The sequence below is a fragment of the Brucella pseudogrignonensis genome (genome assembly GCF_032190615.1).
Taxonomy (GTDB): Bacteria; Pseudomonadota; Alphaproteobacteria; order Rhizobiales; family Rhizobiaceae; genus Brucella; species Brucella pseudogrignonensis_B.
Genome location: NZ_JAVLAT010000004.1, coordinates 142,716 through 166,388, shown reverse-complemented (window position 1 = coordinate 166,388; position 23,673 = coordinate 142,716). Strand labels below are relative to the sequence as shown.

The following is a 23,673-nucleotide window of genomic DNA, read 5'->3' as shown; positions in this document are numbered from 1 at the left end:
CTTGCTTCATGGGACGCTCATGTCCAGGAAACACGGGTGGGACCACTTGGCAAACAAAACGAAGGCTTCAGCTTGGGCGGCGTCGTCACCGATTTTGCCTTTTCCAGTGCAGAAAAATGCATATATGCCGCAATCCCAGAGAGACAAAGTATAATGCGCCTTGGCCTCTCAGATGGGCGCAAACAGGTCTTTTGCCGCGTACCCGAAGGGGCAGGTCGTCCAACGGCATTGGCAATAGGCGAGCAGGGTCTGTTATGGGTTGCACTTCAGGAGGGTTGGAGCGTTGTTAAACTGGATGCTGAGGGTGAGTTTGATAAGATATTGCCCTTGCCAGTACCCGCACCAACATCAGTCGCATTTGGTGGGCTCTCTGTTTCCCGAATATTCATTACATCCGATAGAACCGGTCTCTCAAGCGATGCCCTGAGTAACGCTCCCTTGAGCGGCATGCTGATCTCGATCAACAACGACGAAGAAGGAACGAGAGAAAAAATAGCTAATATATAATTAAGATTATTACCTACTTTTCAGAAATTAGTACTGCAGCTCCGAAAATTCAGCGCAGTTTCCGGAGCTACTTTTTCAATAGAACGAGCACAGCATCTGCTAGCTCAATCTCTGTAAAAAAACGTCTGTTAGTGTGAAACGACTTTTTCTGGCAAATCGAGTCCATGATACTTCTTGAAGATTGCAGGAAGCTTGCCGTTCTTCATATCCCCTGCAATCCAGTTGTTGATCTCATTGACCAGGGCTTCTTCGCCTTTGCGTACGCCCACCGCCACGTCATATGTGCGGACCACAATTTTAGGCTCAAATCCCATAACTGGATTTTTCTTCGCAATCTGTGCAACGATGACGTTGCCTGTCGATACGAGTCCAGCCTGTCCACTGACTGCTGCCGTAATCAGGGTGGCATCATCATCATATCGCGCAACTTTGAAACCGTGATTTTTCGCAAGGCTCGTCAATTCACTATCCTGAACAGTGCTCCGTGTGACGTAAATTGTTTTACCATCAGTATCTTTCCATTCAGTAACCGACACATCTTTCGGGCCCGCTACGACAGAGAAGACAGCTGCATATGGCTTACTGAAATCAACCACCTCAGCACGCTGCGGTGTGACCGATAGAGAGGAGACTATAATATCTGCTTTGCCTGTTTGAAGGTTAGGTATTCGTGTTGGCCCGGTTGTTGGAATGAACTCCAGCTTAACACCGAGATGATCGGCCAGAAGCTTGGCGGCTTCTACATCGGAACCAATTGGTTGCAGGGCCTCATCCAGAAAACCAAATGGCGGGATACTCATATCGGTGGCAACCCTGATTTTGCCTACTGCTTTTATATCCTCCAATGCATCAGCATTGGCTACTAAAGGAAAAGAAGCAGTTACGAGACAAGACGCTACAATTAGGCTATTAAGTTTCATTTCAATCCTCCCAAGCTAGATAAAATCAGAGATCCGTTGCTATAAATGTGCGAAGTTCTTTCGTAGCTGGTGACGTCAGGATTTCTGGCCCACCCTCTTCATGTACCTTGCCTTCATGCATGAATATTATTCTGTCTGCGACGCGCCGCGCAAAGGCCATTTCGTGTGTCACCATAACGAGCGTCATACCGCCATGTGAAAGATTTTCAATCACCTTCAGAACTTCGCCGGTAAGTTGCGGGTCGAGCGCCGAAGTCACTTCGTCGAAAAGCATAACCTTGGGTTCCATGGCAAGACTTCTTGCAATAGCAACTCTTTGCTGCTGCCCGCCCGACAATTCTTCCGGAAAAGATTCTGCCTTGTTTTCGAGACCAACCTGAGCAAGTGCTCGCTTTGCAATAGCCGATGCCTCTGCCTTGGAAAGACGCTTCACAATGCGAGGAGCCAGTGTAATATTTTGGTCAATCGTCAGATGAGGGAACAGGTTATAGCTTTGAAAGACGATACCAACGTCAAGCCGAAGTTTCTTTCGATCAAGGGCAGGGCTGGCAACGTCGTGTCCGGCTACGGTAATGCTACCTTCATTAATCTTCTCAAGACAATTGATGCAGCGCAATGCGGTGCTTTTACCGGAACCACTTTTACCAATGATCGCGACAACCTCACCCGGATTAACATCGAAACTCACTCCTTTGAGCACTTCGACATTTCCATAAGATTTTTTTACGTTTTTGAGGGTTACAATTCCCATAATTTTCTCCGGCCTTGTTTATTGCCTTGAATTAAGAAGCCTTATGCGTCTGCACCTCTAGCCGCCGGCTCAGAAGTGAGACCGGGAAACACATGAGGAAATACAGTGCGGCGATAAGCGAATAGACAAGGAATGGTTCGAATAGGGAGTTGTTAATTAACTGCCCGGCGCGTGTTAGTTCTACAAACCCCACGATTGAAGTTAGTGATGTGTTTTTGATAATCTGGACGAGAAAGCCAACTGTCGGTGGTATAGCCATTCGGAACGCCTGCGGCAGAATGATATATACCATTCGTTGCAGCCTTGACATTGCGAGGCATTCAGCCGCTTCCCATTGCGACTTCGAAACTGCCTCCAGACAACCGCGCCATATTTCTCCTAGGTAAGCGCTTACATAAATTATAAGCGCTATCGATGCAGCTGTCAGAGGGGTCGTTGTGATGCCTATTCCTGGTAACCCAAAGAAAACGAGGAATAGTATAACAAGCAGAGGTGTGCCTTGAATCGTCTGGATGTAAAGGCGGGAAATTATTCTTAACGAAGTAGATGGCGATATGCGAAGAAGTGCAAGTACGATGCCTCCAACGGCTCCGCCGCTGAATGCAATAGTCGACAGCACGATTGTCCAGAGAGCGCCATTGAGAAGATACTGGAAGTGGATCAGGCCCAGAGAATTAAACATGGGCACCACCGAGTGGTGTTTTAAGCTTGCGATAGCGAGGAAAGGCAATCAGCGCAAAAACCTCAAATGCTAATCTCATAATAAGGGACAGCAAAAGATAAATGACTGCGACTACGATATAGGTTTCGAAGGGGCGATAGGTCTCTGACTGAATAAAGTTGGCCGCGGCCGTTAGTTCTTCTAGCGAAATCTGTGAAGTGATGGACGATGCCAGCATCAGTAAAATGAACTGACTGGTAAGGGACGGGTATACGCGCTCCATCGCGGGTCGCAACGCAACGTGCCAATATGCCTGCCAGCGGTTAAGACCGAGCGCCTCTGCTGTCTCCCACTGGCTTTTTGACACAGTGTTAAAGCCAGCTCGCATGATTTCTGCCGTATATGCGCCGACATTTAAAACGAGTGCGATCACCGCAACAGAGAAAGCACTCAGGGAGAAACCAGCACTAGACAAGCCGAAATAGATCAGAAAAACCTGAACAAGAAGGGGCGTATTTCTAACAACTTCAATATATGCAGCCGAAACTAGTTGCGATTTTTTGTTTTTTGACCGCCTTGCGACAGCCACACCCGTCCCAAGAGCAAAACCAAACACCGTTGAAAAAAAGGCAAGGGAGAGCGTCACTTCAGCGCCATCCCATAGCAATAGTGCCCGATCCAGGATCGGTGAAAAATCGATACTCATGTTTCCTCCCTCGACACAGTATACCCTTATGAACTGTATCGCGTTGGGAGAGGTAGTACCGGTGCAGTGTAAGTGTCAAATTGGCTCGAAGTCGAGAGTCTCATCATGTAAGATTGAATGGGCTTCGAATAATCCGACACACACGCTCTGGGCGGTCACTTCGGCAGGGCTTTTTCGAATATTTTTCCTCATGCTTTAGTTCTCCTAATTTCGACCGCCAACCTGCTGTGAGCTCAGCAAATAATCCCAAAGGGGAACGTTTTCCGAACGACCAGTCACTTGTCGTCTTCACGCGACGGCACGAGAAGCGGGCTAACGGCAAAAAAGCCGCCCACTTTCGTCGTCACCTCGGCAGGCAGTTCCGATAGCGATTGAAATTCTACGGCTCTGTGGTCACTGGCGAAATCCTGCGGCCGATAGCCGAGTTGCTCGGCGCGGCTGTTGTCGAACACGGCGTCCGGGCAGTTCGACACCGAATAGACGACTTCACAGTTGATCTCAGGATGCATCAATCCGATATCGATTAGTTGCACCATGTCCGTTGCACTGGTCCATATCCGTTCGCGCCGACCGTCTACCACTTTGGGATCAGCATTTCCTATACGCAAGAGCATGGTCTTAATGCCGTAGCGGTGGGCATACATTGCGCTGGCTGCTTCGCCGAAGGCCTTGCTCAAACCGTAATAGCCATCGGGCGCCGGCGTGACAGAATGGTCATACTGACGATTGGAAGGATACTGACCAACAATGTGATGACTACTGGCAAAAACGAACCGCCCGACTTCTGCTGCGCGGCACGCTTCAAGCAAATAAAGAACAGCGCGGTAGTTCGGATCAAGCGTATCCTCGAAGTCGAGATCGGGCCCCACCAATCCGGCGAGATGCAAAACGCCATCGACACCTTGTACCACCTCCCCGCAGAAAGCTGGGGATGATAGGTCGCCGATGACTTTTTCCTCTCCCTCCTCAGTTGCAAAGTCAGTTCGCCCCGTAACCCTGAGCCTATAATTATCCTTCATCAGGGGACGGATCAGTCGGCCGACATTTCCAGCGGCTCCGGTAATCAGAATCTTTTTCATTGTATTAGCCTAATGCAAGAGCTGTTGGAGAAAGGCCCGTGTCCGCGTCTCTTTGGGATTGTCGAAGAACTCGGCGGGCGGCGCCGTTTCCACAATCTTCCCCTCTGCCATGAAAATCACTCGATCGGCGACCTGTCGCGCAAATCCCATCTCATGGGTCACGCAGATCATCGTCATTCCACTTTCCGCAAGATTCACCATTACGTCGAGCACTTCGCGGATCATTTCCGGGTCTAGTGCGGACGTCGGCTCATCGAAGAGCATGATCCTCGGCTTCATCGCGAGAGAACGGGCAATTGCAACGCGCTGCTGCTGGCCGCCTGAAAGTTGGCCTGGATATTTGTCGGCCTGCTCAGGAATTCTCACCTTTTCAAGGAAGCTCATTGCCACATCGTTCGCCTCAGCACGCGACATGCCTCGCACTGACCGGAGCGCCAGAGTGCAGTTCTCGAGGATCGTCTTGTGTGGGAACAGATTGAAGTGCTGAAAGACCATTCCAACCTCACGGCGAACGGCTTCAATCTGCTTCCGTTCGTTGGTTAGTTGGACACCCTCGACCAGAATCCGTCCCTTCTGATGTCGTTCGAGATGATTGATACACCGGATCATGGTTGATTTGCCGGATCCGGAAGGTCCCGCGACAACGATCCGCTCCCCTTCCTTAACCTGAAGGCTAATATCCGTCAGGACCTGATGGTTTCCATACCATTTGGAGACATTGTCAAACTCCACGGCGCAATTGGCAGACTTTTCGGCCATTGAAAGCTCCATATTGGTCACGCCTGCACGACGACCGGCGGCTTGCTAGCCGGCGCGACACGATGGCGGAGATGGCGAGTAAGATACCATTCGAGAACACCCCACAGCCGACGGATCGTTTCCACCATGATCAGGTAGAGAACCGCAGCCCAGATATAGACCTGGAAATCAAACGATCGCGAGAAGGCAAGCTTCGTGGCCTGCATCAGCTCGGGTACTGTGATAACGCTCGCGAGGGCCGAAGCCTTCAGCGATAGGATCAACTCGTTTCCAAGCGGGCGCAAAGCGATGATCATCGCCTGAGGGAGAAGGATCTGGAAGAACGTCGTAATTCGGCTGAGGCCAAGTGAGTTTGCGGCTTCAAGCTGACCACGAGGCAGGGAGCTCAGCGCACCCCGCAGGATTTCAGCCTGATAGGCTATTGTGTTCAAGGTGAAGGCAAACAGTGCGCAGAAATACGCGTCCCGGAAAAACCACCAGACTCCAAGAGTTGTCAGTTCAGAACGGATCTGACCAGCACCATAGTAGATCAGAAAGATCTGTCCGAGCAGAGGGGTTCCGCGAAAAAAGACAATATACGCCTTGGCCAAGTAGCGGGGGATCGCATAGCTGCTGTTGCGCACAATGGCTAGCGGGAGAGCAAGCACCGCACCGATTAGTGCGGAGATCCCGACGAGCTGCAGCGTCACAACGAGGCCCCATAGGATCTTCGGACCGTAATTCGACATTAGCTCGAAATTCATCATCGGCCTCCGACTATTCCGCGATTGGATCGCGCTTCAAGCAGGCCGACGGCGCCCGACGAAATCATCGAGACGACGAGATAGATCAGACAGGCGACGGCATAGAAGAACAGCGGTTCTTTGGTATTGGCAACAGCAAGATTGGTCTGACGCATCAGATCAGACAGCGAGATAATAGAAACCAATGACGTATCTTTAAGAAGCACAAACCAAAGGTTGCCTAAGCCGGGGAGGGCAAGCCTCCAGAGCTGTGGGCCGATGACGCTCGCAAAAGTCCGCCACCGCGACAGACCAAGAGCTGCAGCTGCCTCGTGCTGACCACGCGGAATCGAGCGCAACGCAGCCACAAATGTCTCGGAGGCGAAGGAGGCGAAAACGATGCCGAGAGCAATCATGCCAGCGATAAATCCGCTGAACTCCCCAAAAGGTACACCGAACAGCAGCTGCGACACGCTCTGCAAGATCATCCCGCCGCCGTAGTAGATGATGAACAGCGTCAGCAACTCCGGCAGCGCACGGAAAATCGTCGCGAAGAAAGTTGCCGCGCCGGCAAGCCATTGCCGCTTGCCGTTGATCAACAATGCGAGACCTAGGCCCAGCAGCAGTCCGAATGGAAGTGTGGCAAGCGCCAACCTGATCGTCAGCGAAAGCCCTTCAAGCAGCGGTCCACCCCAACCATCGGGGCCAAATGAAAGTAAATGAAGAAGATCCACCGTCGTCTCCCGAAAAGATCAATGCCCGGCCATAGCTGTCCGGGCGCCAGTTTGATCGGTTTCAGTAAATCGAGAAGGGGAAATACTTCGCATTGATGGTCTTGTAGGTGCCATCGGCGAGGATTTCCGTCAGCGCAGCATCAAGTTTTTCACGCAGTGCTGTATCTTCTTTGCGCATGCCGATGCCTTTGCCCGCACCGAACAACGGATCACGCAGATCGTCGCCGACCAGTTCGCAGCAAGAGCCGTCCGACGACTTATTCAGCCACTCATCGAGAAGGATCTTGTCGGAAAGGACCGCATCGAGGCGACCGGCAGCGAGGTCAGCACTCGCATCGTCGACGGTCGTGTATGTTTTGATAGTGGAATCCTTATATTTCGCTTCCAAGTAGTTCTGCTGTGTCGTCGACCCCTGGACGCCGATCATCTTACCGGCAAGAGCGGCGGGCGAGAGATCGGTGACCTTGGCATCCTTGGCGGTCATGAATTTCGCAGGCGTGTCGTAGTATTTCGCAGTGAAGTCGATCTTTTTCTTGCGCTCTTCGGTGATGTTCATCGAAGCGACGATGGCGTCGAACTTGTGCGCCACAAGAGCAGGGATCATGCCATCCCATTCCTGAGTGACAATCTCGCACTTGAGCTTCGCCTTTTCGCAGAGTGCGTTGGCGATGTCGACATCGAAGCCGGTTAGCTTGCCGCCTTCGACATAATTGAAGGGAGGGTAGACGCCCTCGGTGGCAATTTTGGTCGTTTCTTCCGCGTGTGCGGCAGATAACAGCGCGAGTGCCAGCACGCTGGCGGTGGCGATATGCGAAAGTTTCATGTCGTTCCCCTTTAGGAATGTTAAGGTTAGCGCGGATTTTCCCGTCTTATTTTTTTGCGTAGGCCTGAAGGCCTACGAAAGTTCAGCGAGTACCTCGTCCAAAGTGGACAGAAAGAGGTCGGCGTTGTCGGTTGTGAACGGCAACGGAGGACGTATCTTGAGGACATGGCCGGATGAACTGGACGCACTGATCAGCATGCGCTTTTCACGAAGTCCATTCACAACGCCAAGCGAGAGTTTCCCATTCGGTGTCTTCGACTGACGGTCTGTTACGAATTCCATGCCCATAAACAGGCCGGCACCGCGGACTGCGCCGATCGACCGGTATTTCTGTTGGAGTTTCCGCATTCCGGCGACCATGTAGTCACCGATCCTGACGGAATTCTCCATCAGCTTCTCGTCCTTGATAACATCCAGAACCGCCTGCGCGGCTGCGATAGAAACCGTATTCGCGCCGAAAGTATTGAAGTAGCGGATATCATTGCCGAAGCGCTCCAAAACTTCTGGCCTGGCTGCGACGCCGGCGATCGGCATGCCGTTACCCATCGGCTTGCCCATTACAACTAGATCGGGAACTATGCCATGCCGTTGGAAGCCCCACCAATGCGTACCAGTGCGGCCGAAACCGGGCTGAACTTCATCCGCAATATAGAGGCCGCCAGCGGCGTGAACGACTTCGACCGTCTTCTTCAAGAAACCTGCCGGCTCGGTCAGGATGCCATCAGTTGAGAAGATGCCGTCCGCGATGAAGGCTGCGAGCTTGATACCATGACGCTGCATCGCCTTGATGGCATCGTCGACACGCTGGGCGAACACTTCACCAACGTCCTCACCCTCGGTGCGATACTCGTCGGGAGCATCGACCACATAGACATGCTGGCCGATTGGAACATTCGGACCCATTGAAGGCGAAATCTCGGCGACGGCGGTGGTTAGTCCGTGATAAGCATTGGCGGTGACGATGATGCCTGTACCGCCGGTATAGTAGCGAGAAATCCGCAGTGCCAGATCGACCGCTTCGCTACCAGTGCATGTATACATGACGTTGGCGATTTCGTCAGGATAGGTTGCAAGCAGGTCTTCGGAATATTTGAGAATAGAGTCGTGCAGGTAGCGGGTGTGAGTGTTTAGAACAGAGGACTGCCTGGTAATCGCTTCGACCACGCGAGGGTGGCAGTGGCCGACGGAAGGGACGTTATTGTAGACGTCGAGGTAAGCATTGCCGTCGGGATCATAAAGCCATACACCTTCGCCCCTTACGACATGCACTGGATGCTCGTAGAAGAGCTTGTAGGAGGGCCCGAGAAGCGTTTTCCTTCGCGCAATCAGCGCCTGTTCATTGGTAGATAGTTTATCAACTGTGCTTGGATCGAAACCGTTGATCATATAGGCGGAAGCGGATGATGACATCAGGGTACTCCTAGAAAGAGAGTGCGCGAGCAAACATGTCTGCTGCCCGGGAATGGGGGATTTCGACGAGACGATGGAACTGAAGCCAAGCCTGCGGTGTGTTGCGAAGGATGTAGCTGCGGTTTTCGGGGAAACGAACGGCCCGCCACTCGGTGATTGCGATGCGCATGACGGTGCGCGCGACAATAGTGGTAAACAGCACATCGACCTCTTCCGCCAACAATGCGCGCTTGCTATGAAAACCTGCCAGAAAATCACAGGCAGCAGCCATAGGATCATCGGCCTCGGTCAATTGGTAGGCTGCAGCAACTGCAGCGTCGAAGATCACCGGTGTCCGCACCATGTCACCAAAATCAATGATCCCAACGACGCGGTCCGTTTCATGAGGATCGACGACAACGTTGTCGCTGTTGAGATCGTTATGGACCACTTGGGAGCGGAAAGAGGAGATTTTCGGCACGACTTCTACCCTGAAGCGATCGACCCAAGAAAGGAGTTCCAGTGCTTTGGAAGCTTCTTTGATCTCATCGATCATCGGCTTCAACGACAACGTGTTCTTGAGGTCCCAGGTTGAGAAGTGATTTTCTGCCGGGTGACGGAAATCTTCTAGTGCTTCCTGAAGGCGCGCGAGGCTTGCCCCTATATTCCGGCGCTGTCGGCCGGTTTGCGGAGTTTTACGCTGCAGTTCTCCCTTGGTGAATGTAACAAGTCGCACAGTGCGACGGTCATTAGGACCATAATCGATCTCGAAATCGAAACGGCCGTCATGACAAGGGACCACCCGTTGGACTGGCATCCCCGGATCCCGTTCCTCTACATGTCGTAGCGCCATCGTGTGCATGTTCGTGACGGCCGGATCTTCCCCCGGATTAACGACTTTCAGCAGATACTCGTCTCCATTGTCCGTGGAGATACGAAAGTTGCTGTCTTTCTCTCCAGAGAGACGGTGAGCTCTAACTTTGAGGCCGTAATGCTGAAGCGCTAAGTCCGCGGCCTCTTCAGAAGTCAGCAGAGATGATTTCGCGGTGAGGGCCGGCGTGACTGGATTTGTCTTTGATTGCAACATTCATGCGTTCCCTTGCCCTATGTTAGCGATATATTGGTATATAAATATGCTGTTGGCAAGCGAGAATTTGTGGGCGCTCTCCAACAAAAGTTTTGGAGTGTTCCAATGTATTGGTATATTATTGGGAAAAACGTCGCCGTAATGCGGCTTTCTCAGAATATCCCAGAGGTGACCGTGGATCAAATCGTGCAGTTATTTTCCCCGACCAACTGGATAGCCGGACATCAAAATCGGTGCAGGTGTACGAACTCCTGCGCATTGCGATGATCTCGCTTGAGATGCCTCCAGACAGTGCAGTGGTTGAAAAGGATATTTGCGCCCAGTTAGGCATCTCGCGAACACCATTGCGCGAAGCAATCTTGCAACTGGCGAAAGAAAGTCTGATTAAAATCGCTCCGAGCGACGGCACGTTCGTGAACAAGATCATCATCCGCGAAGTGTTGCAGGGCCAGTTGGTTCGCGACACGATCGAAATGCGATTGACGAAACTGGCAGCTCGGAATTTCAAACGGGAGTATGAAAAGACTTTGAATTAGCGTTGTTCAAGCAAGAGGCAGCGGCAAAACGCAAAGACAAGGACGAATTCTTTGCGCTCGATAACGAGTTCCACAAACTGATCTGTGAAACTGCTGGCTTTCCAGATTCGTGGATGACCATCCACAACGCAACAGGGCAGCTGGATCGCGTACACAGGCAGGCTTACCCTCTAGAGGGCCATTATTCGGAAGTGTTCAATGAGCACCGTGAAATCTACGAGCGGATAAGGAAGCGCGATGAAGCAGGTGCTGCATCTGTTTACAAGTGCAACTGGACAGCACATTCCCGCCCATCAATATCCTGCGAGAAAAAAGGCCGGAGCTGATCGATGCCGATATATCGATTAACGACATTCGATAGCGTTTCGTCGCGCGTGTTTGATGTATTTCAACCGTTCTTACGAGTGTTGTTATTGAAAACACTGATTTTCGTCTCTTTGTCCGAAGTCCAAAAGTTCAAAAAATAATGATCGCAAAATTGTAAGGAGTGCTCAAAGTTCCATAATACTAATTATGTGATTTCATTATGTAGCCGGGTGGGTTCTAGTTTGAAGTGCGACTTGCAAATGATAACAATGAGTTATCCAATGCAAGGAACCTGTCATGGACCGCACCTATTCGCATATTGATCTGGATGAACGCCGCAGAATAGCGCGCTGGCGCACTGCAAAGCTTTCCGTTGACGTTATTGCTGAGAGGCTTGGAAGGCATCGCTCGACCATTTTTCGTGAACTTAAACGCAACCGGTTTACCGATGATGAGATCAAGGATTTAAACGGCTATTACTGCACGATTGCTGACCAGAAATGCCGTGAGCGTCGCTCGAAGCAACGCAAGTTGATCCGGTATGATCAGCTCCGGCAGTCCGTAATCGATCACATCAACGATGGATGGTCGCCGCAACAGATTGCCGGGAGAATGCGGCTGGAGCGGCATCCCATCTCTGTCAGTCATGAAACAATCTATCAGTTTGTGTATTCCACCGACGGTCGAAAAGAAGAGCTTTGGAAATGTCTGCCGGAACGTCGTGCCAAACGACGCCCACGTCATGCCCGGCGTCATCATGGACGCCGCTTTCCACCAGAACTGAGCATCCTTTATCGTCCAGACATGGTTGCTAGGCGCAAGCAGTTCGGCCATTGGGAGGGCGATCTTATTCAGTTTCGTAAGAAGTTCGGTAAAGCCAATGTGACGTCTCTGGTCGAGCGGGTGAGCCGCTTTACGGTTTTGTTGCGCAACAATGATCGTCAGTCCCGACCGGTGATGGAAGGTGTGATTAGGGTACTCCAACCCCTGCCCCAAATGGCCCGCCGATCGATTACGTTTGATCGTGGTACTGAGTTTACAGAGTGGTCCTATCTACAGAATGGGATAGGGACGCAAATATGGTTCTGTGATCCGCAGTCCCCCTGGCAGAAAGGCACTGTTGAGAATACCAACAGACGCACACGACGCTGGCTTCCCCGAGACCTTGATCCGCTCACCCTCAGTGATCAAGACCTCGCATTCATCTGTCATCGCCTCAACAATATGCCACGCAAATGTCTGGGGTACAAAACACCCGCAGAAGTCTTCCGACAAAAACTCATCGCAAACAGACATCGTTATGCGTAAACTAAAACCGAAAAAGTCGCGCTTCAGCCTGACCTCACACCGGGGTACACTCGAAACGCCGCGCGGTTCTTCGGTAAGCGTTAGGATCGGCCTTCCGGGCTCAGGAAGCGATGGGCGCTGGAGAGAGATATGTTGCGCCGAAGCCATCGAGAATTCGACGAGCTTCCCCTTCAGGCTGTCCGTAAACAGTGAAACTTCCGGCAGTCGTCAACTCACCGAATTTCTCGGAAAACTTGGAGAACGTATGGTTGACGTGAGTGACTACGGCCTCCGAATTTCGGTAGGCTTCGATGATATGAAGTTCCGTCTTGTTTCCGTTGAAGAAGTATTGGTAGTCAGCGCAGCCAGGCTCCTCAAGCGAAGCGGACGTTAGCGCATCGAGTGTATCGTTCACCTCTCCGAATCTTTTAGGATCAATTCCGAACGTGCATACCCACATGATTTGTGAAGACATACCATAAGTCCTTTCGAGAATATTTCTTGCGCGTAGTCACACAAGCAGAGAGTTATACATTGCCGTTCGCTTGTGCATGCAAACACATTCGCAACGCGAACAACGAACGACTCGGCGCGTATTTGATCGGACAGCTTCCTTTGACCTGATGTCCGACAATTGTTCTGATACCATATTGCCTAATCCGAATTTATCGACATTATGACAGATTATGTTGATATCGTGCCAAACCTCATCGGATCCAGATACCGCTTCCGTCGCGGTCGTGGGACGTGTTGAAAACTGGGAAGCGGGAGCACTCGCCGAGCACCGACACGATCGGCATCAATTGATCTATGCTTCTAAGGGCATCATCTACCTGACCGCCCTGAATCGGGTCTGGCTGATCCCGCCTGGCCGCGCCTTATGGATTCAGGGCGGTACGCATCATGCTTTCAACGTTCGCCGGTCTGCTGAAGTCATCGTGCTGTACATCGACCCACTCATTGATCCGCTTGGGGGCGGATCGAAGTGTTTTGTGGCTGAGGTGGGCGGGCTCATGAAGGAGTTGATGCGCAGCTGTGCCGGCTTGGCATGGGACTACCAATCCGGCTCGGAAGCAGACCGCCTCACTGCGGTCTTGATAGATCAGGTGAAGTATCTCAAGTTGCAGCCGCTCGATCTTCCTATGCCATCCGATCCCCGTGCCATAAAACTCGCTCGAATACTCAAGAAAGAGGCAGCTAATCGTGAATCCATTGCCGTGCTAGCCACGCGGATTGGTGCAAGCAAACGGACTCTGGAGCGTTTGTTCGAAAAGGAGACAGGCGTTTCGTTGGGACTTTGGCGCTTCCGGCAGAAGATGATCTATTCTCTTGAGCTGCTTGCGCGCGGCGAAAGTGTATCGAACACATCGATAGACGTCGGATACGATTCACCGTCTGCCTTCGTGGTCGCATTCAAATCGTTTTTTGGACAGACACCATCTCGGTACATCGGAAAGAACCAGTAACTCTTCGCTGCGGGACTGAATGCGATCGGACAAAGACACAGCTGCGCCGGTAGAAATCACAATGCCGGCGAATTACGCACTTATGGCTGAACTTCTTGGCAGCCCTTCGTGTCACATTCCCTGCAATGCTGAGAACGATTGCCAATTTGGCTCGTCGTTGTCACCGGACCAACGACAGTAAGAAGGACTCGTTACGGGGATGTTACGCGGGTCCCGCTAACGACAACGAAGGATTCATGTGGAGAGATGGACGGATTTCGCCACCAGTTCGTTCAGCCATCGATTCAATGGGGTTGCGTGTACGCGTCGATGCCACGCCACCACAACATCGAAAGGGATAGACTCTCTGTACGCGTCCAAGAGCTTTAACCCACCAGCTGCTGCGACGGCGGAAGGGACGAGGGCTATCGCATCGTTGACAACCAGGAACGCTTTCAATGATGTGTAACATGAGAGGGTCGCAACGACATTTCTTTTTCCCTCAGCTTGAGAAAGCCTTCCATCAATTTCAGATAGGGAATGCGAAGAGCCATCATTGACCGCAACGTGATTGTATTGACAAAGCGCCGCGGGATCTCGCTCAGGGTATGTTTGCGAATTTGGTCCAGAAACATAGACGAATTTTTCTTGCCTTATCGTCTTCTTGTATAAGGTATCGCTTATGCTGCGACTAAATCCGATAACCATATCGGCTGCGCCAGAAGTCAATGCTTCCTCGTGTGTTCTTTCGCCGAAATCTATTACCTCGAGCTTCAGCTTTGAGGATGTCGAACTCATTTCTTTGAATAGTCGAGGTATTATGGTCATCTGGCTGTATTCATTGGCGATGACCCTCACCGTCCTATTGAGCTGTGATGGATCGAAAGGCGCGTCTTCGCCGAGGCGGTCAAACTCAAGAAGAAGAGCTTCGACGCGTTCCGCCATTTTGTAGGCAAATTCAGTAGGTTCGAAACCGTTGCTGTGACGAAGGAATAGCTCATGCTTCAGGGCTGTGCGTATCTTCTTGAGATAAATACTCACAGCTTGCTGCGACAACCCAAGATCAGCCCCAACTTTGGTGGCACTTTTTTCCCTCACCAAATGAAGGAAGACCCTGAGGTGCTTGATCTCTAACCCTGATACCATCATATCTTGTATCTCATAAAAACCCTTTGAATATTTACGTTGTGTCTTTGCGTCGCTAGTTTGTCAACAAGTCAAACGAAAGGACTAAGTATGAAAACGGTTATTTTGATCGGCGCCTCGGGAAAAATGGGCAAGGCTGCGCGCAGCGGTCTGGAGCATCACAAGGTCGTCACGGCAAGCCAAACCGGAGAAGGGTGCGATTACGCGGTCGACATTACCAGCCGCGCCTCCCTGTCAGAACTGTACGCCAAGGTTGGCACATTTGACGCGGTTGTCAGTGCGGTTGGGCATTGTGAATACGGACCGTTCGAAGACCTGACTGAGGATCAGTGGCTTACCAGCGCGAATAGTAAGCTCCTCGGGCAAGTCAATGTCGTCAATGCCGGGTTGAAGTTCATCAGCGACGGAGGCTCGTTCACGTTGATCTCGGGTATTCACAATATCAAACCTGTGCCAACCTCGATCACTGACTCAACGCTAAGCGGCGCCATCGATACGTTCGTGCGATGTGTGGCTTACGAGTTGCCAAGAGGTATCCGCATCAACTCTGTCAATCCGACCGTACTCGAAGAGTCCTGGAGTGTTTATGGTGAGATGCTGCCAGGATTTGAACCGGTTCCTGGAAAGCGCGTCGGCAAAGCATTCCAAAGGTCGGTGGACGGCTTTATCACCGGAGAGGTTCTTTTCGTCGATGTTTGATTGGTGCCATCACAGCGCTAACTAAATAAGCGAATGTAAAATGACAGCGCCGTCTTCTTTCTCAATATTTGGGAAGGAGGGCGGCGCCTCCATGAGCGTTAAGGCTACGATTCAACCGTGTCGTTATGAATAGCCGGGCGGAAACAAGCCGGTTTGACGAATTCTGATAAGAAATCGATGAAGGCACGGATGCGTGCGGACAGGTGGTCGTGTCCTACATAAACTGCATGGAGAGGCTCTGTGTCGCCGGGATTGAATTCTTCGAGTACGGGAACCAGCCTGCCTTCAGAAATGTCACGCGCGACATGATAATCGACAAGCCGCGCCAGCCCCACGCCTGCTAGGGCGAGCTTGCGCAATGTGACACCACTGCTCGCTTCGACCTTTCCAGAAACGGGCACCATGTAAGATTTTGACATTTTACTTCGAAGAAACGGCCATTCGGGTGACTTGCGTTGGTAGCTCAGGCGTAAGCACTGATGATCTCGCAAATCGTCGGGGCATCAGGGGTGCCACTCTTACTCAAGTAGCTAGGGGATGCGACGATCAATTGGCGGCTGTCCAACAGTTTTCTCGCCATTAAACGGGAGTCTCTAAGCGGACCTGATCTGAGCGCAATATCAGTTCGATCATCGAATATATCGACCACCTCATCTGTAAAGGACAAGTCTAGCTGGATCTCGGGATACCGCTGAAGGAAAGTTGATACCAGCGGAAGAACGCAACTTTCGCCGAATGCAGCCGAGGTGCTGATCCGCAGTTTTCCCGTGGGGCTAAATGATGTGCTTTTCGACACAAGTCTCTCTGCATGATCGATGTCTCCGAGTATCCGGCGAGCGTGTTCTAGATACACAGAGCCTTCGGCTGTGAGCTGAAATTTTCTCGTTGATCTAGCGAACAACGGCGTTCCGAGGCGCTCCTCCAGGCGAGCGATCAGTTTACTAACTGCCGAGGGAGAGAGGTTTAGCCTCCTACCTGCCGCGGAGAAGCCAGCAGTTTCGGCGACTGCTACGAACACTCCCATCTCACCTGCACGATTGTCCATCATTCACCTATGAATTTAATTCAAAACAGTTTTTAGGACGGCTGCCGTTTATTCTCAAGTCCTGACCATTCATATACGGGAATAAAAACAATGATCGTTTGGAGACTTCATGACTATACTTCGCTCAGCTGGTAACCAAAGGTCTGGGATGCCGCTTGCAGTCTATGCTCTCATGATCGCCGCGTATGCGATCGGCACTACGGAGTTTGTGGCGGTAGGTATTTTGCCGACTGTTGCAGCGGACCTCGATACCACTCTTCCGCTCGCTGGATTAATTGTTTCTGTTTATGCCTTAGGGGTAACCCTCGGCGCGCCGATCCTCACGGCCTTGACCGGTCACGTGGGGCGCAAGCCCCTTGTCCTTGGACTTCTTGTGCTTTTCGTTATCGGCAATTCTATTGCCGCGCTTAGCCCTACGCTGCCTGTTTTGTTAGTCGCTCGGGTCATTACTGCGTTTGCGCAGGGCGTTTTTTACTCCATCGGAGCGACTATTGCTGCAGATCTTGTTCCTGAGAACCGACGAGCATCTGCGATCGCAATGATGTTCACAGGAATGACGGTCGCCATCGTCTCGAGCGTTCCGCTTGGGTCTGTGATCGCACAAAATTTTGGCTGGCGCGCCACATTCTGGGCTGTAACCGTGCTAGGTTTGATTTCTCTCGTCGTCATAGCAGCTTTATTGCCCTCAAATCTGAAGACTCCGGCTCCGGTTCGTCCGCGCGAACAGTTTGGAGTACTGGGATCTGGACGATTGCTTCTAGCCTACGCAATGACGATTTTAGGGTACGGGGGCACATTCGTCGCATTCACATATCTTGCGAGCATTCTCACAGATATCACGGGATTTTCATCCGGCGAAGTCAGCATAATTCTGGTGATGTACGGGCTCGCGGTGGCGGCGGGCAACCATGTTGGCGGAAAATTATCAAACAAACATCCGGCCAAGGCACTGGCTTTGCTGTTCATGTTGCAAGCCGCAGTCCTGGTGGTTTTCACATTCACGGCGTCATATCCTGTTCCGGCACTGGTGACGCTGGTAGCTTTGGGTTTCCTCTCCTTCGCAAACATCCCCGCCCTGCAATTTTATGTGGTGCAATTGGCTCAGCGGTATCGCCCTGGTGCTGTCGATATTGCCTCAGCATTAAATATTTCCGCTTTTAACTTGGGCATCGCACTGGGAGCTTGGGCTGGCGGTATAGTAGTTGGATCTCAATGGGGGTTAGGCGCAACCCCGTGGGTAGCCGGCGTCATGGTGTTTGGTGCTGTAGCCCTGACTTCGTTAAGCGCCAAGCTAGACTGGCAGAAATCGACCGAAAGCTAGGCGAACAATAGGCTCTAACCCATTCACATGCTCTGTGATCGCTGTATCGGATCACGCATTCGTACCGCGCGTCTTTGAAAAGTCTTTGGAGATAATAGGATGAAGAAAGTACTTATCGTATGGGCGCATCCGCGTGAAGAGTCGCTCACTTCGCAAGTCGTCGGTTAGCGTACGCTGATCGCTATCTTCCACTTGGAGTGTTAATTACCGCTGAGAACTGCCCCTATGGGGGCGGACGAACTTGGACTATCATGGAGGTAGTTTATATCCCTACGAAGATCGGATGCGAGCCATTGCGCTTTACATCAATTTGGGCGAACGCCCGAAAGCGACTATTCGCCAGCTCGGCTACCCAGGCAAGAATGCTTTGAAGGCTGGTATCTGGTATATCAGCACCTTCTTGAACTGAGTTTAAGATTTGCACCCCGCCCGGCACCGTTACGTTAACCTGAGGGTCAACGTAACTCATTCTTTGACGCGGTTTCTAAGCAGATTTGAGGCACGTGATTTCACGCCACATGTTGGTGGCAGTTTGTCGCAACACACGATGATCAGTTGCGTTGAATTGGTTGCGAGGAAAGTATTGCAGGTTATAGATCGGATCGTGTATCGACGTGAACTTCTGCACATGTCGCGCTGATTTAAAGCGCTTCATAATCCGCTCTCGTCGTCGTATTGGCTGATGCGAATTCTCTGCTCGATTGTTCAAACCCTTATGCTGGCGATGATCGCAAAGAGTTAGACCTGCGTCTCGTTTGGCAGCGCCGTAAGAACGTAGTTTGTCGGTGACCATAACCCGCGGTGCGCAGCCTTGAGCAGAAAGAAGCTTGCGCATGAAACGTTTGGCCGCCTTGGTATTGCGGCGTTTCTGGACCAGAACCTCCAGCACGAAGCCATCCTGATCAACCGCTCGCCAAAGAATGTGATGCTCACCTTTGATCGTAATAACAACCTCATCCAGATGCCACTTGTCACCAAGGCGTGGTGTCTGGCGACGGATATTACTGGCATAGGCCCGTCCGAATTTCTCGGCCCATTCATACACTGTCTTATATGTGACGAATATCCCGCGATAGGCCAGCATATCTTCGACCATGCGAAAGCTCAGTGGAAAGCGAAAATACAACCATACGGCTTCCGCGATAATCTCAGCGGGATAACGATGGCGATGATAAAGCGAAGGACGTGGTTCGGTCATAACCCATTATCGACGCTGATATTTACGTCAGGTTAACGTAACGGTGCCATTTTTCTTCCTCCCTGCAGCCCAGACTTCAACCCCATCGGAAAGGCCTTCTCCAAGCTGGAGGCGCTTTTACGAAATGCTGCCGAGAGACCAGTCACTGGGCTTTGGGATCGCATCGGCAAGCTGGTTGATCTCATCAAACGGCAAGAGGCGGTGAACCAATTCAACTCGTGCGGATACGATCCAACTCGAAAGTGAAACGCTCTATTTGAGCGTTTCGAAGTTGGGTAACCGAAAACATCAGTATATAGCATAAAACTTGCGGACAGTTTCTTTTACATCCCACCTGCCACTCCAGCCAGGCGGCAAGATCAGCATGTCACCTCCAGATATGGTTCTCACTATCCCGTCTGAATCTGTGATGTCTGCGACTCCAGAAAGGATGTATGCAATTTCAGTATCTGGACGGTCAACGACTGGCCACCCCCCAGGCTGACATTCCCATATACCAACACGCCCACCAGCATTGAAGGCAACCTTCATCACATGTAGCTGTGGGTCGCCGCTGTCTGCGCCTACCCGAATTCCTGCAGGTTCAAGAGGCGATGAGTTGAGTTGAGCAGGAGTGAGAACAGTCATTCGGTTCATCTGATTAGACCCTTATTTACAAAAAATTATCAGGCAGCGCCTTAGAAGAGCTTGCGTCAAAAACGAGATTTCTTCAAAAAATCTCGTGCTCCATGATGCAAATTATATTCAAGCAAGAGTGATGCCAGTTTAGGGGAGTCACGAATAACTATGGCCTCCCCAAATAAATCTATTTAGAATTGAATGAACCGTTATGCCGTTTTGATGTGCCCCAAGAAATCTTTTAGTCGTGGACTTTTGGGTGAGCCAAATATCTCATTTGGATGTCCAACCTCCACTATCTCGCCGTGGTCCATGAATACTACTCTGTCAGCAACATTCTTGGCAAAGCCCATTTCATGCGTCACACAAATCATCGTCATACCACTAGCGGCCAGTGTTACCATAGTATCTAGAACCTCCTGAATCATCTCTGGATCTAGGGCTGATGTTGGTTCGTCAAACAGCATGATGTCAGGCTCCATGCACAACGCACGCGCAATGGCTACACGCTGTTGCTGCCCTCCCGAGAGTTGGGATGGATACTTTTTTGCATGTACTTCAACACGGACGCGAGACAAATACTTGTTTGCTAAGGCCCGAGCTTGTTCTCTACTCATTTTCTTGGTGCTCATTGGAGCGACCATACAGTTCTCTTCAATCGTTAAATGAGGAAATAAATTGAACGATTGAAACACCATTCCGATGTGATGGCGCACTTTTCTTACTGTTCGAGCACCTAATGGTATTCCCGACACGGAAATGTTGCCGGATTGGTGTACCTCCAATCGATTGATGCATCGGATAAGCGTCGACTTTCCCGATCCGGACGGACCGCAGACAACGACTTTCTCACCCTTTTTCACGTCGAAGGTTATAGACTTCAGAACCTTATGGTCGCCGTAGAACTTGTCGACGTTTTTGAACGAAATTGCACTCGTATTCATCAAGCTTCACTTTCATGAACCAGCTGGGTGGAGGGTGACTTGCTCCACCCGTATTCATTTAACCGAACAGCGTCTTACGACCCTGGTTCAAGCGTCTTTCAACCATTCCCTGAAGGAAGGTATACGTACTCGCGATCACGATGTACCAGATAGCGATCACGCAAAGTACTTCAAAGTATTTGAAGTTTTGACTATAAATATTAACAGCCGCGCCGAACATCTCAGGAACTGCAATCATGTATAACAAAGTGGTATTTTTGATCACATTAATTACTTCGTTGCCTGTTGGCGGTATGGCAATGCGGAAAGCTTGAGGAAGAATTATTTTTCGCATCATTGATGTATAGCTGAGATTTAAAGCTTGTGATGCCTCTCTCTGCCCTCGATCAACAGACTGAATACCAGACCGAATAATCTCGGTCATATAGGCTCCTTCGTTGACGCCCAGTGCTAGAATACCTGCCACGACGGCTGGTAAACTAATGGCTCCTCCTGTGACTGCTGACAAGCCATTGTACCAAAATACAATTTGGACAAGAACTGGAACGCCGCGATAAAATGCGACATAACCTTTGATTGGTGGGTGTAGCCACTTGACGGGGCTGGTGAGGACCAACCCACACAGAACGCCAATCGCAATGCCAACCGCCATAGCGCAGGCGGTGATCCAAATCACCGCCCAGATGGCATCGAAAAAACGCGTTGAGAAAAGAAGATCTAGGAAGTATTGAGTATCAAACTGCATGATTTATCTTCAATTCGCTGCGCGGATATCGCCTTCACCAAGCCCATACTTTTTGAGCAGAGCATCATACTGACCATCGGCGACTATCGCGTCGAATGCAGCTTTCACAGCGGCTGCATCTTCAGTATTGCCTTTGCGAAAAACAATACCTATGCGGTTGCGCTCGGTGTTTGGACCTTTTCCACTCAATATTGGGCTCGCGACCACGTACTGATCTGGTCGTTGTTTCGCAGCATACGTTGCTACAGACCAGTCAACGAAAGCGGCCTGTGCAGTTCCACGTCCAACTTCGTTCAAAGCTTCTGCTTGGCCACCAAATGGTTTTAAGACCATTTGCTTATCTGCTGGACAAGTTGTTTGAACTCGTTCGAGTGCCGCCATTTGAGTAGAACCACCCATAATGGCCATCGTTGAACCACATGTGTCCTGCTCAGATGTGAATTGGAGGCCGGAATCTTTACTGGCTACGATGCGCACGCCACCGACAAAGACCGGAACAAAATCAAACGTTTCTTTGCGAACGTCTGTGATCCCCACCTGTGAATGGATAACGTCTAGTCTCTTTGCGATTAGAGCCGGAAACAAGCCCGAGAATGCCATATTGACGAACTTAGGTTCGATACACATTTTCGCAGTCAACGCTCTGATGAGGTCTGGGTCTAGTCCAGATGCCTGATCATTCTCCAAATAGGCAGTTGGAGGCGATGCAAGGGAAATTCCAACGGTCAACTTCCCTTCCTCAATAAGATTTGGTGGAGCAGGAAGGCAGTTTTCTTTGGTTTGTGCTTGCGCATGCTGTGTGCTGAATATGGCTGCAAGGATTAATGATGCAGAAAGTAGTATTTTTTTCATTTAAGTTCCCCATTGTTTACTGTTTACAAGTCTTTGAGCTCAGCCCCCTCACAAGAAGGCAGAGCAGATAATTAGACGAAGAATTGATCCTAAGCGTTTTGAGCGATGTAGTCGAAGCAGCAATAGTTAGCGAGACGCTCACTATCAACTTCCGCACCAAGCCCTACGTCCTTTGAAACTTCCAGATAACCGTCCTTGATGCGATCTTCTGGTGAGTTCTTCAATACTTGAACATATCCGTTCGACTCCGGCAGATACGGATAGATTTCCAATGGCATAGCGTTAGCACAGGCAGCCCATACCTGAAGCGAGGCTGCGGTGCAGAGCGTCGACGCGCAATTGTGTGGGGACATGCGGGCATTATAGGCTTCCGCCATAGCCGCAATTTGAACAAGTTCAAAAATACCGCCGCAATTGCCGACATCAGGCATTACAACGTCAATCGCTCCGGTATCCAAAAGATTTTTAAATCCATTGCGTGTATAAACTCGTTCTCCGGCCGCGATCGGGAACTTATAGCGGCCCGCGAGATTCTTTAAACCTGCAAGATTATAAGCATCCAATGGCTCTTCAATCCACATCACGCCAAGATCTTCGCATAGGTCCAATAGACGGTATAGTTGATCGTTGTTCAGTCCGCCCGACAAATCGATCATAAGTTCAGCTTGATCGCCCACGACGTCTTTGAGCAACTTCACTCGCTCCATCGCACGTTTGAAATCTTCTGGAGACAATGCTCTTCGCTGCACATGGGTCAGTGTGCGACCGGGTTGCTGCGTAGCCAAGGGATAGCTTTTGAGAATTTGATAACCGTCCTTTAAAGGACGCTCAGCTGCTTTTGCCCATTCGACAGCATCGTTGCAATGATAATTCCAACCGTTTGCATAGACCTGCGCACGATCTGCAAATACACCCCCAAAGAATTCATATACAGGCACGCCCATGGCTTTGCCTTTGATGTCCCACAGCGCCTGATCGATAGCACTTATTGCCGCGAACGTAATTGCACCGCCGCCCTTCGTCCAAAACGAGTTGTCGTAAAGATCATGATAGACATTACGGGGCAACAAAGGGTTGGCACCGATTACTCGTGGCGCATAATCAGCCACCATTCCTGCAGCGGCTTGTGCGCCAAGACCATAGGCTACTGCCGCCTCACCCCACCCTGTTATCCCTTCGTCGGTTGATACTTCTACGATAACCGGACGAACGCCGCCGGTAGGGATTCTATACGCACGAATATTTGTAACCCGCATTGTCGCACTCCTTTGTGCTCGGTACGTACCGCATCTAGGCTGACGCTTATGATGCGGAAGTCTTGCTCAATGGAGATTGGTATGCAAAATCGAAGTTCTTATACATTCATAAGAAATTCTTATACCAATTGACAGCG

At 50.8% G+C, this 23,673-nt stretch carries 29 protein-coding genes and 1 pseudogene; 9 read left to right on the top strand and 21 right to left on the bottom strand.

What is annotated here, in order from left to right; all coding sequences use genetic code 11:
- Window positions 1-507, top strand: a 507-nt coding sequence (locus RI570_RS21215; RefSeq protein ID WP_313830824.1) for an SMP-30/gluconolactonase/LRE family protein, incomplete at its 5' end; no start/stop codon positions are given.
- Between the two features lie 128 nt (window positions 508-635).
- Here the strand turns inward: RI570_RS21215 and RI570_RS21210 are convergent.
- The 11 genes from RI570_RS21210 to RI570_RS21160 form a co-directional block, all read right to left on the bottom strand.
- Window positions 636-1,427: a transporter substrate-binding domain-containing protein gene (locus RI570_RS21210; RefSeq protein WP_313830823.1), complete on the bottom strand. Its 792-nt coding sequence runs from the start codon at window positions 1,425-1,427 to the stop codon at window positions 636-638.
- 25 nt (window positions 1,428-1,452) lie between these two features.
- Complete coding sequence (locus RI570_RS21205; RefSeq protein WP_313830822.1) at window positions 1,453-2,178, bottom strand: amino acid ABC transporter ATP-binding protein; 726 nt, start codon at window positions 2,176-2,178, stop codon at window positions 1,453-1,455.
- Between the two features lie 31 nt (window positions 2,179-2,209).
- Window positions 2,210-2,860, bottom strand: a complete 651-nt coding sequence (locus RI570_RS21200; protein ID WP_313830821.1) for an amino acid ABC transporter permease — start codon at window positions 2,858-2,860, stop codon at window positions 2,210-2,212.
- Window positions 2,853-3,545: an amino acid ABC transporter permease gene (locus tag RI570_RS21195; protein WP_313830820.1), complete on the bottom strand. Its 693-nt coding sequence runs from the start codon at window positions 3,543-3,545 to the stop codon at window positions 2,853-2,855. The genes RI570_RS21200 and RI570_RS21195 overlap by 8 nt, the downstream gene beginning before the upstream one ends.
- A 275-nt stretch (window positions 3,546-3,820) precedes the next feature.
- Window positions 3,821-4,624 (bottom strand): NAD(P)-dependent oxidoreductase, encoded by an 804-nt coding sequence (locus RI570_RS21190; RefSeq protein WP_313830819.1) that lies wholly within the window; start codon window positions 4,622-4,624, stop codon window positions 3,821-3,823.
- A 9-nt stretch (window positions 4,625-4,633) separates the two neighbouring features.
- Window positions 4,634-5,383, bottom strand: coding sequence for an amino acid ABC transporter ATP-binding protein (locus RI570_RS21185; protein WP_313830818.1), 750 nt, complete (start codon window positions 5,381-5,383; stop codon window positions 4,634-4,636).
- 17 nt (window positions 5,384-5,400) lie between these two features.
- On the bottom strand, window positions 5,401-6,126 hold the full coding sequence (locus tag RI570_RS21180) for an ABC transporter permease (protein WP_313830833.1): 726 nt from the start codon (window positions 6,124-6,126) through the stop codon (window positions 5,401-5,403).
- Window positions 6,126-6,839 carry an ABC transporter permease subunit gene (locus tag RI570_RS21175; protein ID WP_313830817.1) on the bottom strand — a complete coding sequence of 238 codons (714 nt, stop codon included), beginning with the start codon at window positions 6,837-6,839 and terminating at the stop codon, window positions 6,126-6,128. The genes RI570_RS21180 and RI570_RS21175 overlap by 1 nt, the downstream gene beginning before the upstream one ends.
- 61 nt (window positions 6,840-6,900) lie before the next feature.
- Window positions 6,901-7,662, bottom strand: coding sequence for a transporter substrate-binding domain-containing protein (locus tag RI570_RS21170; RefSeq protein WP_313830816.1), 762 nt, complete (start codon window positions 7,660-7,662; stop codon window positions 6,901-6,903).
- A gap of 72 nt (window positions 7,663-7,734) precedes the next feature.
- Complete coding sequence (locus RI570_RS21165; RefSeq protein WP_313830815.1) at window positions 7,735-9,072, bottom strand: aminotransferase class III-fold pyridoxal phosphate-dependent enzyme; 1,338 nt, start codon at window positions 9,070-9,072, stop codon at window positions 7,735-7,737.
- A gap of 10 nt (window positions 9,073-9,082) precedes the next feature.
- The gene (locus RI570_RS21160) at window positions 9,083-10,138 is read right to left on the bottom strand and encodes a phosphotransferase (protein ID WP_313830814.1); all 1,056 of its coding nucleotides are present in this window, start codon (window positions 10,136-10,138) and stop codon (window positions 9,083-9,085) included.
- A 92-nt stretch (window positions 10,139-10,230) separates the two neighbouring features.
- Here RI570_RS21160 and RI570_RS21155 point away from each other — a divergent pair, with 92 nt between their 5' ends.
- From RI570_RS21155 to RI570_RS21145, 3 genes are all read left to right on the top strand, one after another.
- Entirely contained in the window at window positions 10,231-10,674 is a 444-nt protein-coding gene (locus tag RI570_RS21155) for a GntR family transcriptional regulator (protein WP_313830813.1), read from the top strand.
- A 2-nt stretch (window positions 10,675-10,676) separates the two neighbouring features.
- Window positions 10,677-11,000 carry an FCD domain-containing protein gene (locus RI570_RS21150; protein ID WP_313830812.1) on the top strand — a complete coding sequence of 108 codons (324 nt, stop codon included), beginning with the start codon at window positions 10,677-10,679 and terminating at the stop codon, window positions 10,998-11,000.
- A gap of 277 nt (window positions 11,001-11,277) precedes the next feature.
- Window positions 11,278-12,288, top strand: coding sequence for an IS30 family transposase (locus RI570_RS21145; protein WP_313830811.1), 1,011 nt, complete (start codon window positions 11,278-11,280; stop codon window positions 12,286-12,288).
- Window positions 12,289-12,388: 100 nt separating this feature from the next.
- On the opposite strand, the gene RI570_RS21140 is transcribed toward RI570_RS21145, so the two are convergent.
- Complete coding sequence (locus tag RI570_RS21140) at window positions 12,389-12,742, bottom strand: antibiotic biosynthesis monooxygenase (RefSeq protein ID WP_313830810.1); 354 nt, start codon at window positions 12,740-12,742, stop codon at window positions 12,389-12,391.
- Between the two features lie 265 nt (window positions 12,743-13,007).
- Here RI570_RS21140 and RI570_RS21135 point away from each other — a divergent pair, with 265 nt between their 5' ends.
- On the top strand, window positions 13,008-13,733 hold the full coding sequence (locus RI570_RS21135; protein ID WP_313830809.1) for a helix-turn-helix transcriptional regulator: 726 nt from the start codon (window positions 13,008-13,010) through the stop codon (window positions 13,731-13,733).
- Between the two features lie 234 nt (window positions 13,734-13,967).
- On the opposite strand, the gene RI570_RS21130 is transcribed toward RI570_RS21135, so the two are convergent.
- Window positions 13,968-14,861, bottom strand: coding sequence for a LysR family transcriptional regulator (locus tag RI570_RS21130; RefSeq protein WP_313830808.1), 894 nt, complete (start codon window positions 14,859-14,861; stop codon window positions 13,968-13,970).
- 87 nt (window positions 14,862-14,948) lie between these two features.
- Between RI570_RS21130 and RI570_RS21125 the strand changes: the two genes are divergently transcribed.
- Window positions 14,949-15,557: a short chain dehydrogenase gene (locus RI570_RS21125; protein ID WP_313830807.1), complete on the top strand. Its 609-nt coding sequence runs from the start codon at window positions 14,949-14,951 to the stop codon at window positions 15,555-15,557.
- Between the two features lie 104 nt (window positions 15,558-15,661).
- Here RI570_RS21125 and RI570_RS21120 read toward each other — a convergent pair whose 3' ends face one another.
- Window positions 15,662-16,048 carry a LysR substrate-binding domain-containing protein gene (locus tag RI570_RS21120; protein WP_313830806.1) on the bottom strand — a complete coding sequence of 129 codons (387 nt, stop codon included), beginning with the start codon at window positions 16,046-16,048 and terminating at the stop codon, window positions 15,662-15,664.
- The gene (locus RI570_RS21115; protein ID WP_313830805.1) at window positions 16,021-16,605 is read right to left on the bottom strand and encodes a LysR family transcriptional regulator; all 585 of its coding nucleotides are present in this window, start codon (window positions 16,603-16,605) and stop codon (window positions 16,021-16,023) included. The genes RI570_RS21120 and RI570_RS21115 overlap by 28 nt, the downstream gene beginning before the upstream one ends.
- 145 nt (window positions 16,606-16,750) lie before the next feature.
- On the opposite strand from RI570_RS21115, the gene RI570_RS21110 reads away from it, so the two are divergent.
- Both RI570_RS21110 and RI570_RS21105 read left to right on the top strand, forming a co-directional pair.
- On the top strand, window positions 16,751-17,923 hold the full coding sequence (locus RI570_RS21110) for an MFS transporter (RefSeq protein WP_313830832.1): 1,173 nt from the start codon (window positions 16,751-16,753) through the stop codon (window positions 17,921-17,923).
- A 283-nt stretch (window positions 17,924-18,206) separates the two neighbouring features.
- Entirely contained in the window at window positions 18,207-18,332 is a 126-nt protein-coding gene (locus RI570_RS21105; RefSeq protein ID WP_313830834.1) for a hypothetical protein, read from the top strand.
- A 75-nt stretch (window positions 18,333-18,407) separates the two neighbouring features.
- On the opposite strand, the gene RI570_RS21100 is transcribed toward RI570_RS21105, so the two are convergent.
- The gene (locus RI570_RS21100; RefSeq protein WP_313830804.1) at window positions 18,408-19,121 is read right to left on the bottom strand and encodes an IS6 family transposase; all 714 of its coding nucleotides are present in this window, start codon (window positions 19,119-19,121) and stop codon (window positions 18,408-18,410) included.
- A gap of 48 nt (window positions 19,122-19,169) precedes the next feature.
- On the opposite strand from RI570_RS21100, the pseudogene RI570_RS21095 reads away from it, so the two are divergent.
- Window positions 19,170-19,367: pseudogene (locus tag RI570_RS21095) on the top strand (IS630 family transposase); the annotation flags it as partial.
- Between the two features lie 42 nt (window positions 19,368-19,409).
- On the opposite strand, the gene RI570_RS21090 reads toward RI570_RS21095, so the two are convergent.
- The 5 genes from RI570_RS21090 to RI570_RS21070 form a co-directional block, all read right to left on the bottom strand.
- Window positions 19,410-19,652 (bottom strand): cupin domain-containing protein, encoded by a 243-nt coding sequence (locus RI570_RS21090; protein WP_313830831.1) that lies wholly within the window; start codon window positions 19,650-19,652, stop codon window positions 19,410-19,412.
- 296 nt (window positions 19,653-19,948) lie between these two features.
- A complete protein-coding gene (locus RI570_RS21085; RefSeq protein ID WP_313830803.1) occupies window positions 19,949-20,683 on the bottom strand; it encodes an amino acid ABC transporter ATP-binding protein in 735 nt (244 codons plus the stop codon).
- A 58-nt stretch (window positions 20,684-20,741) separates the two neighbouring features.
- Window positions 20,742-21,428: an amino acid ABC transporter permease gene (locus RI570_RS21080; RefSeq protein ID WP_313830802.1), complete on the bottom strand. Its 687-nt coding sequence runs from the start codon at window positions 21,426-21,428 to the stop codon at window positions 20,742-20,744.
- Between the two features lie 9 nt (window positions 21,429-21,437).
- Window positions 21,438-22,280, bottom strand: coding sequence for a transporter substrate-binding domain-containing protein (locus tag RI570_RS21075; protein ID WP_313830801.1), 843 nt, complete (start codon window positions 22,278-22,280; stop codon window positions 21,438-21,440).
- An 89-nt stretch (window positions 22,281-22,369) separates the two neighbouring features.
- Window positions 22,370-23,536: a mandelate racemase/muconate lactonizing enzyme family protein gene (locus RI570_RS21070; protein ID WP_313830800.1), complete on the bottom strand. Its 1,167-nt coding sequence runs from the start codon at window positions 23,534-23,536 to the stop codon at window positions 22,370-22,372.
- Between the last annotated feature and the right edge of the window lie 137 nt (window positions 23,537-23,673).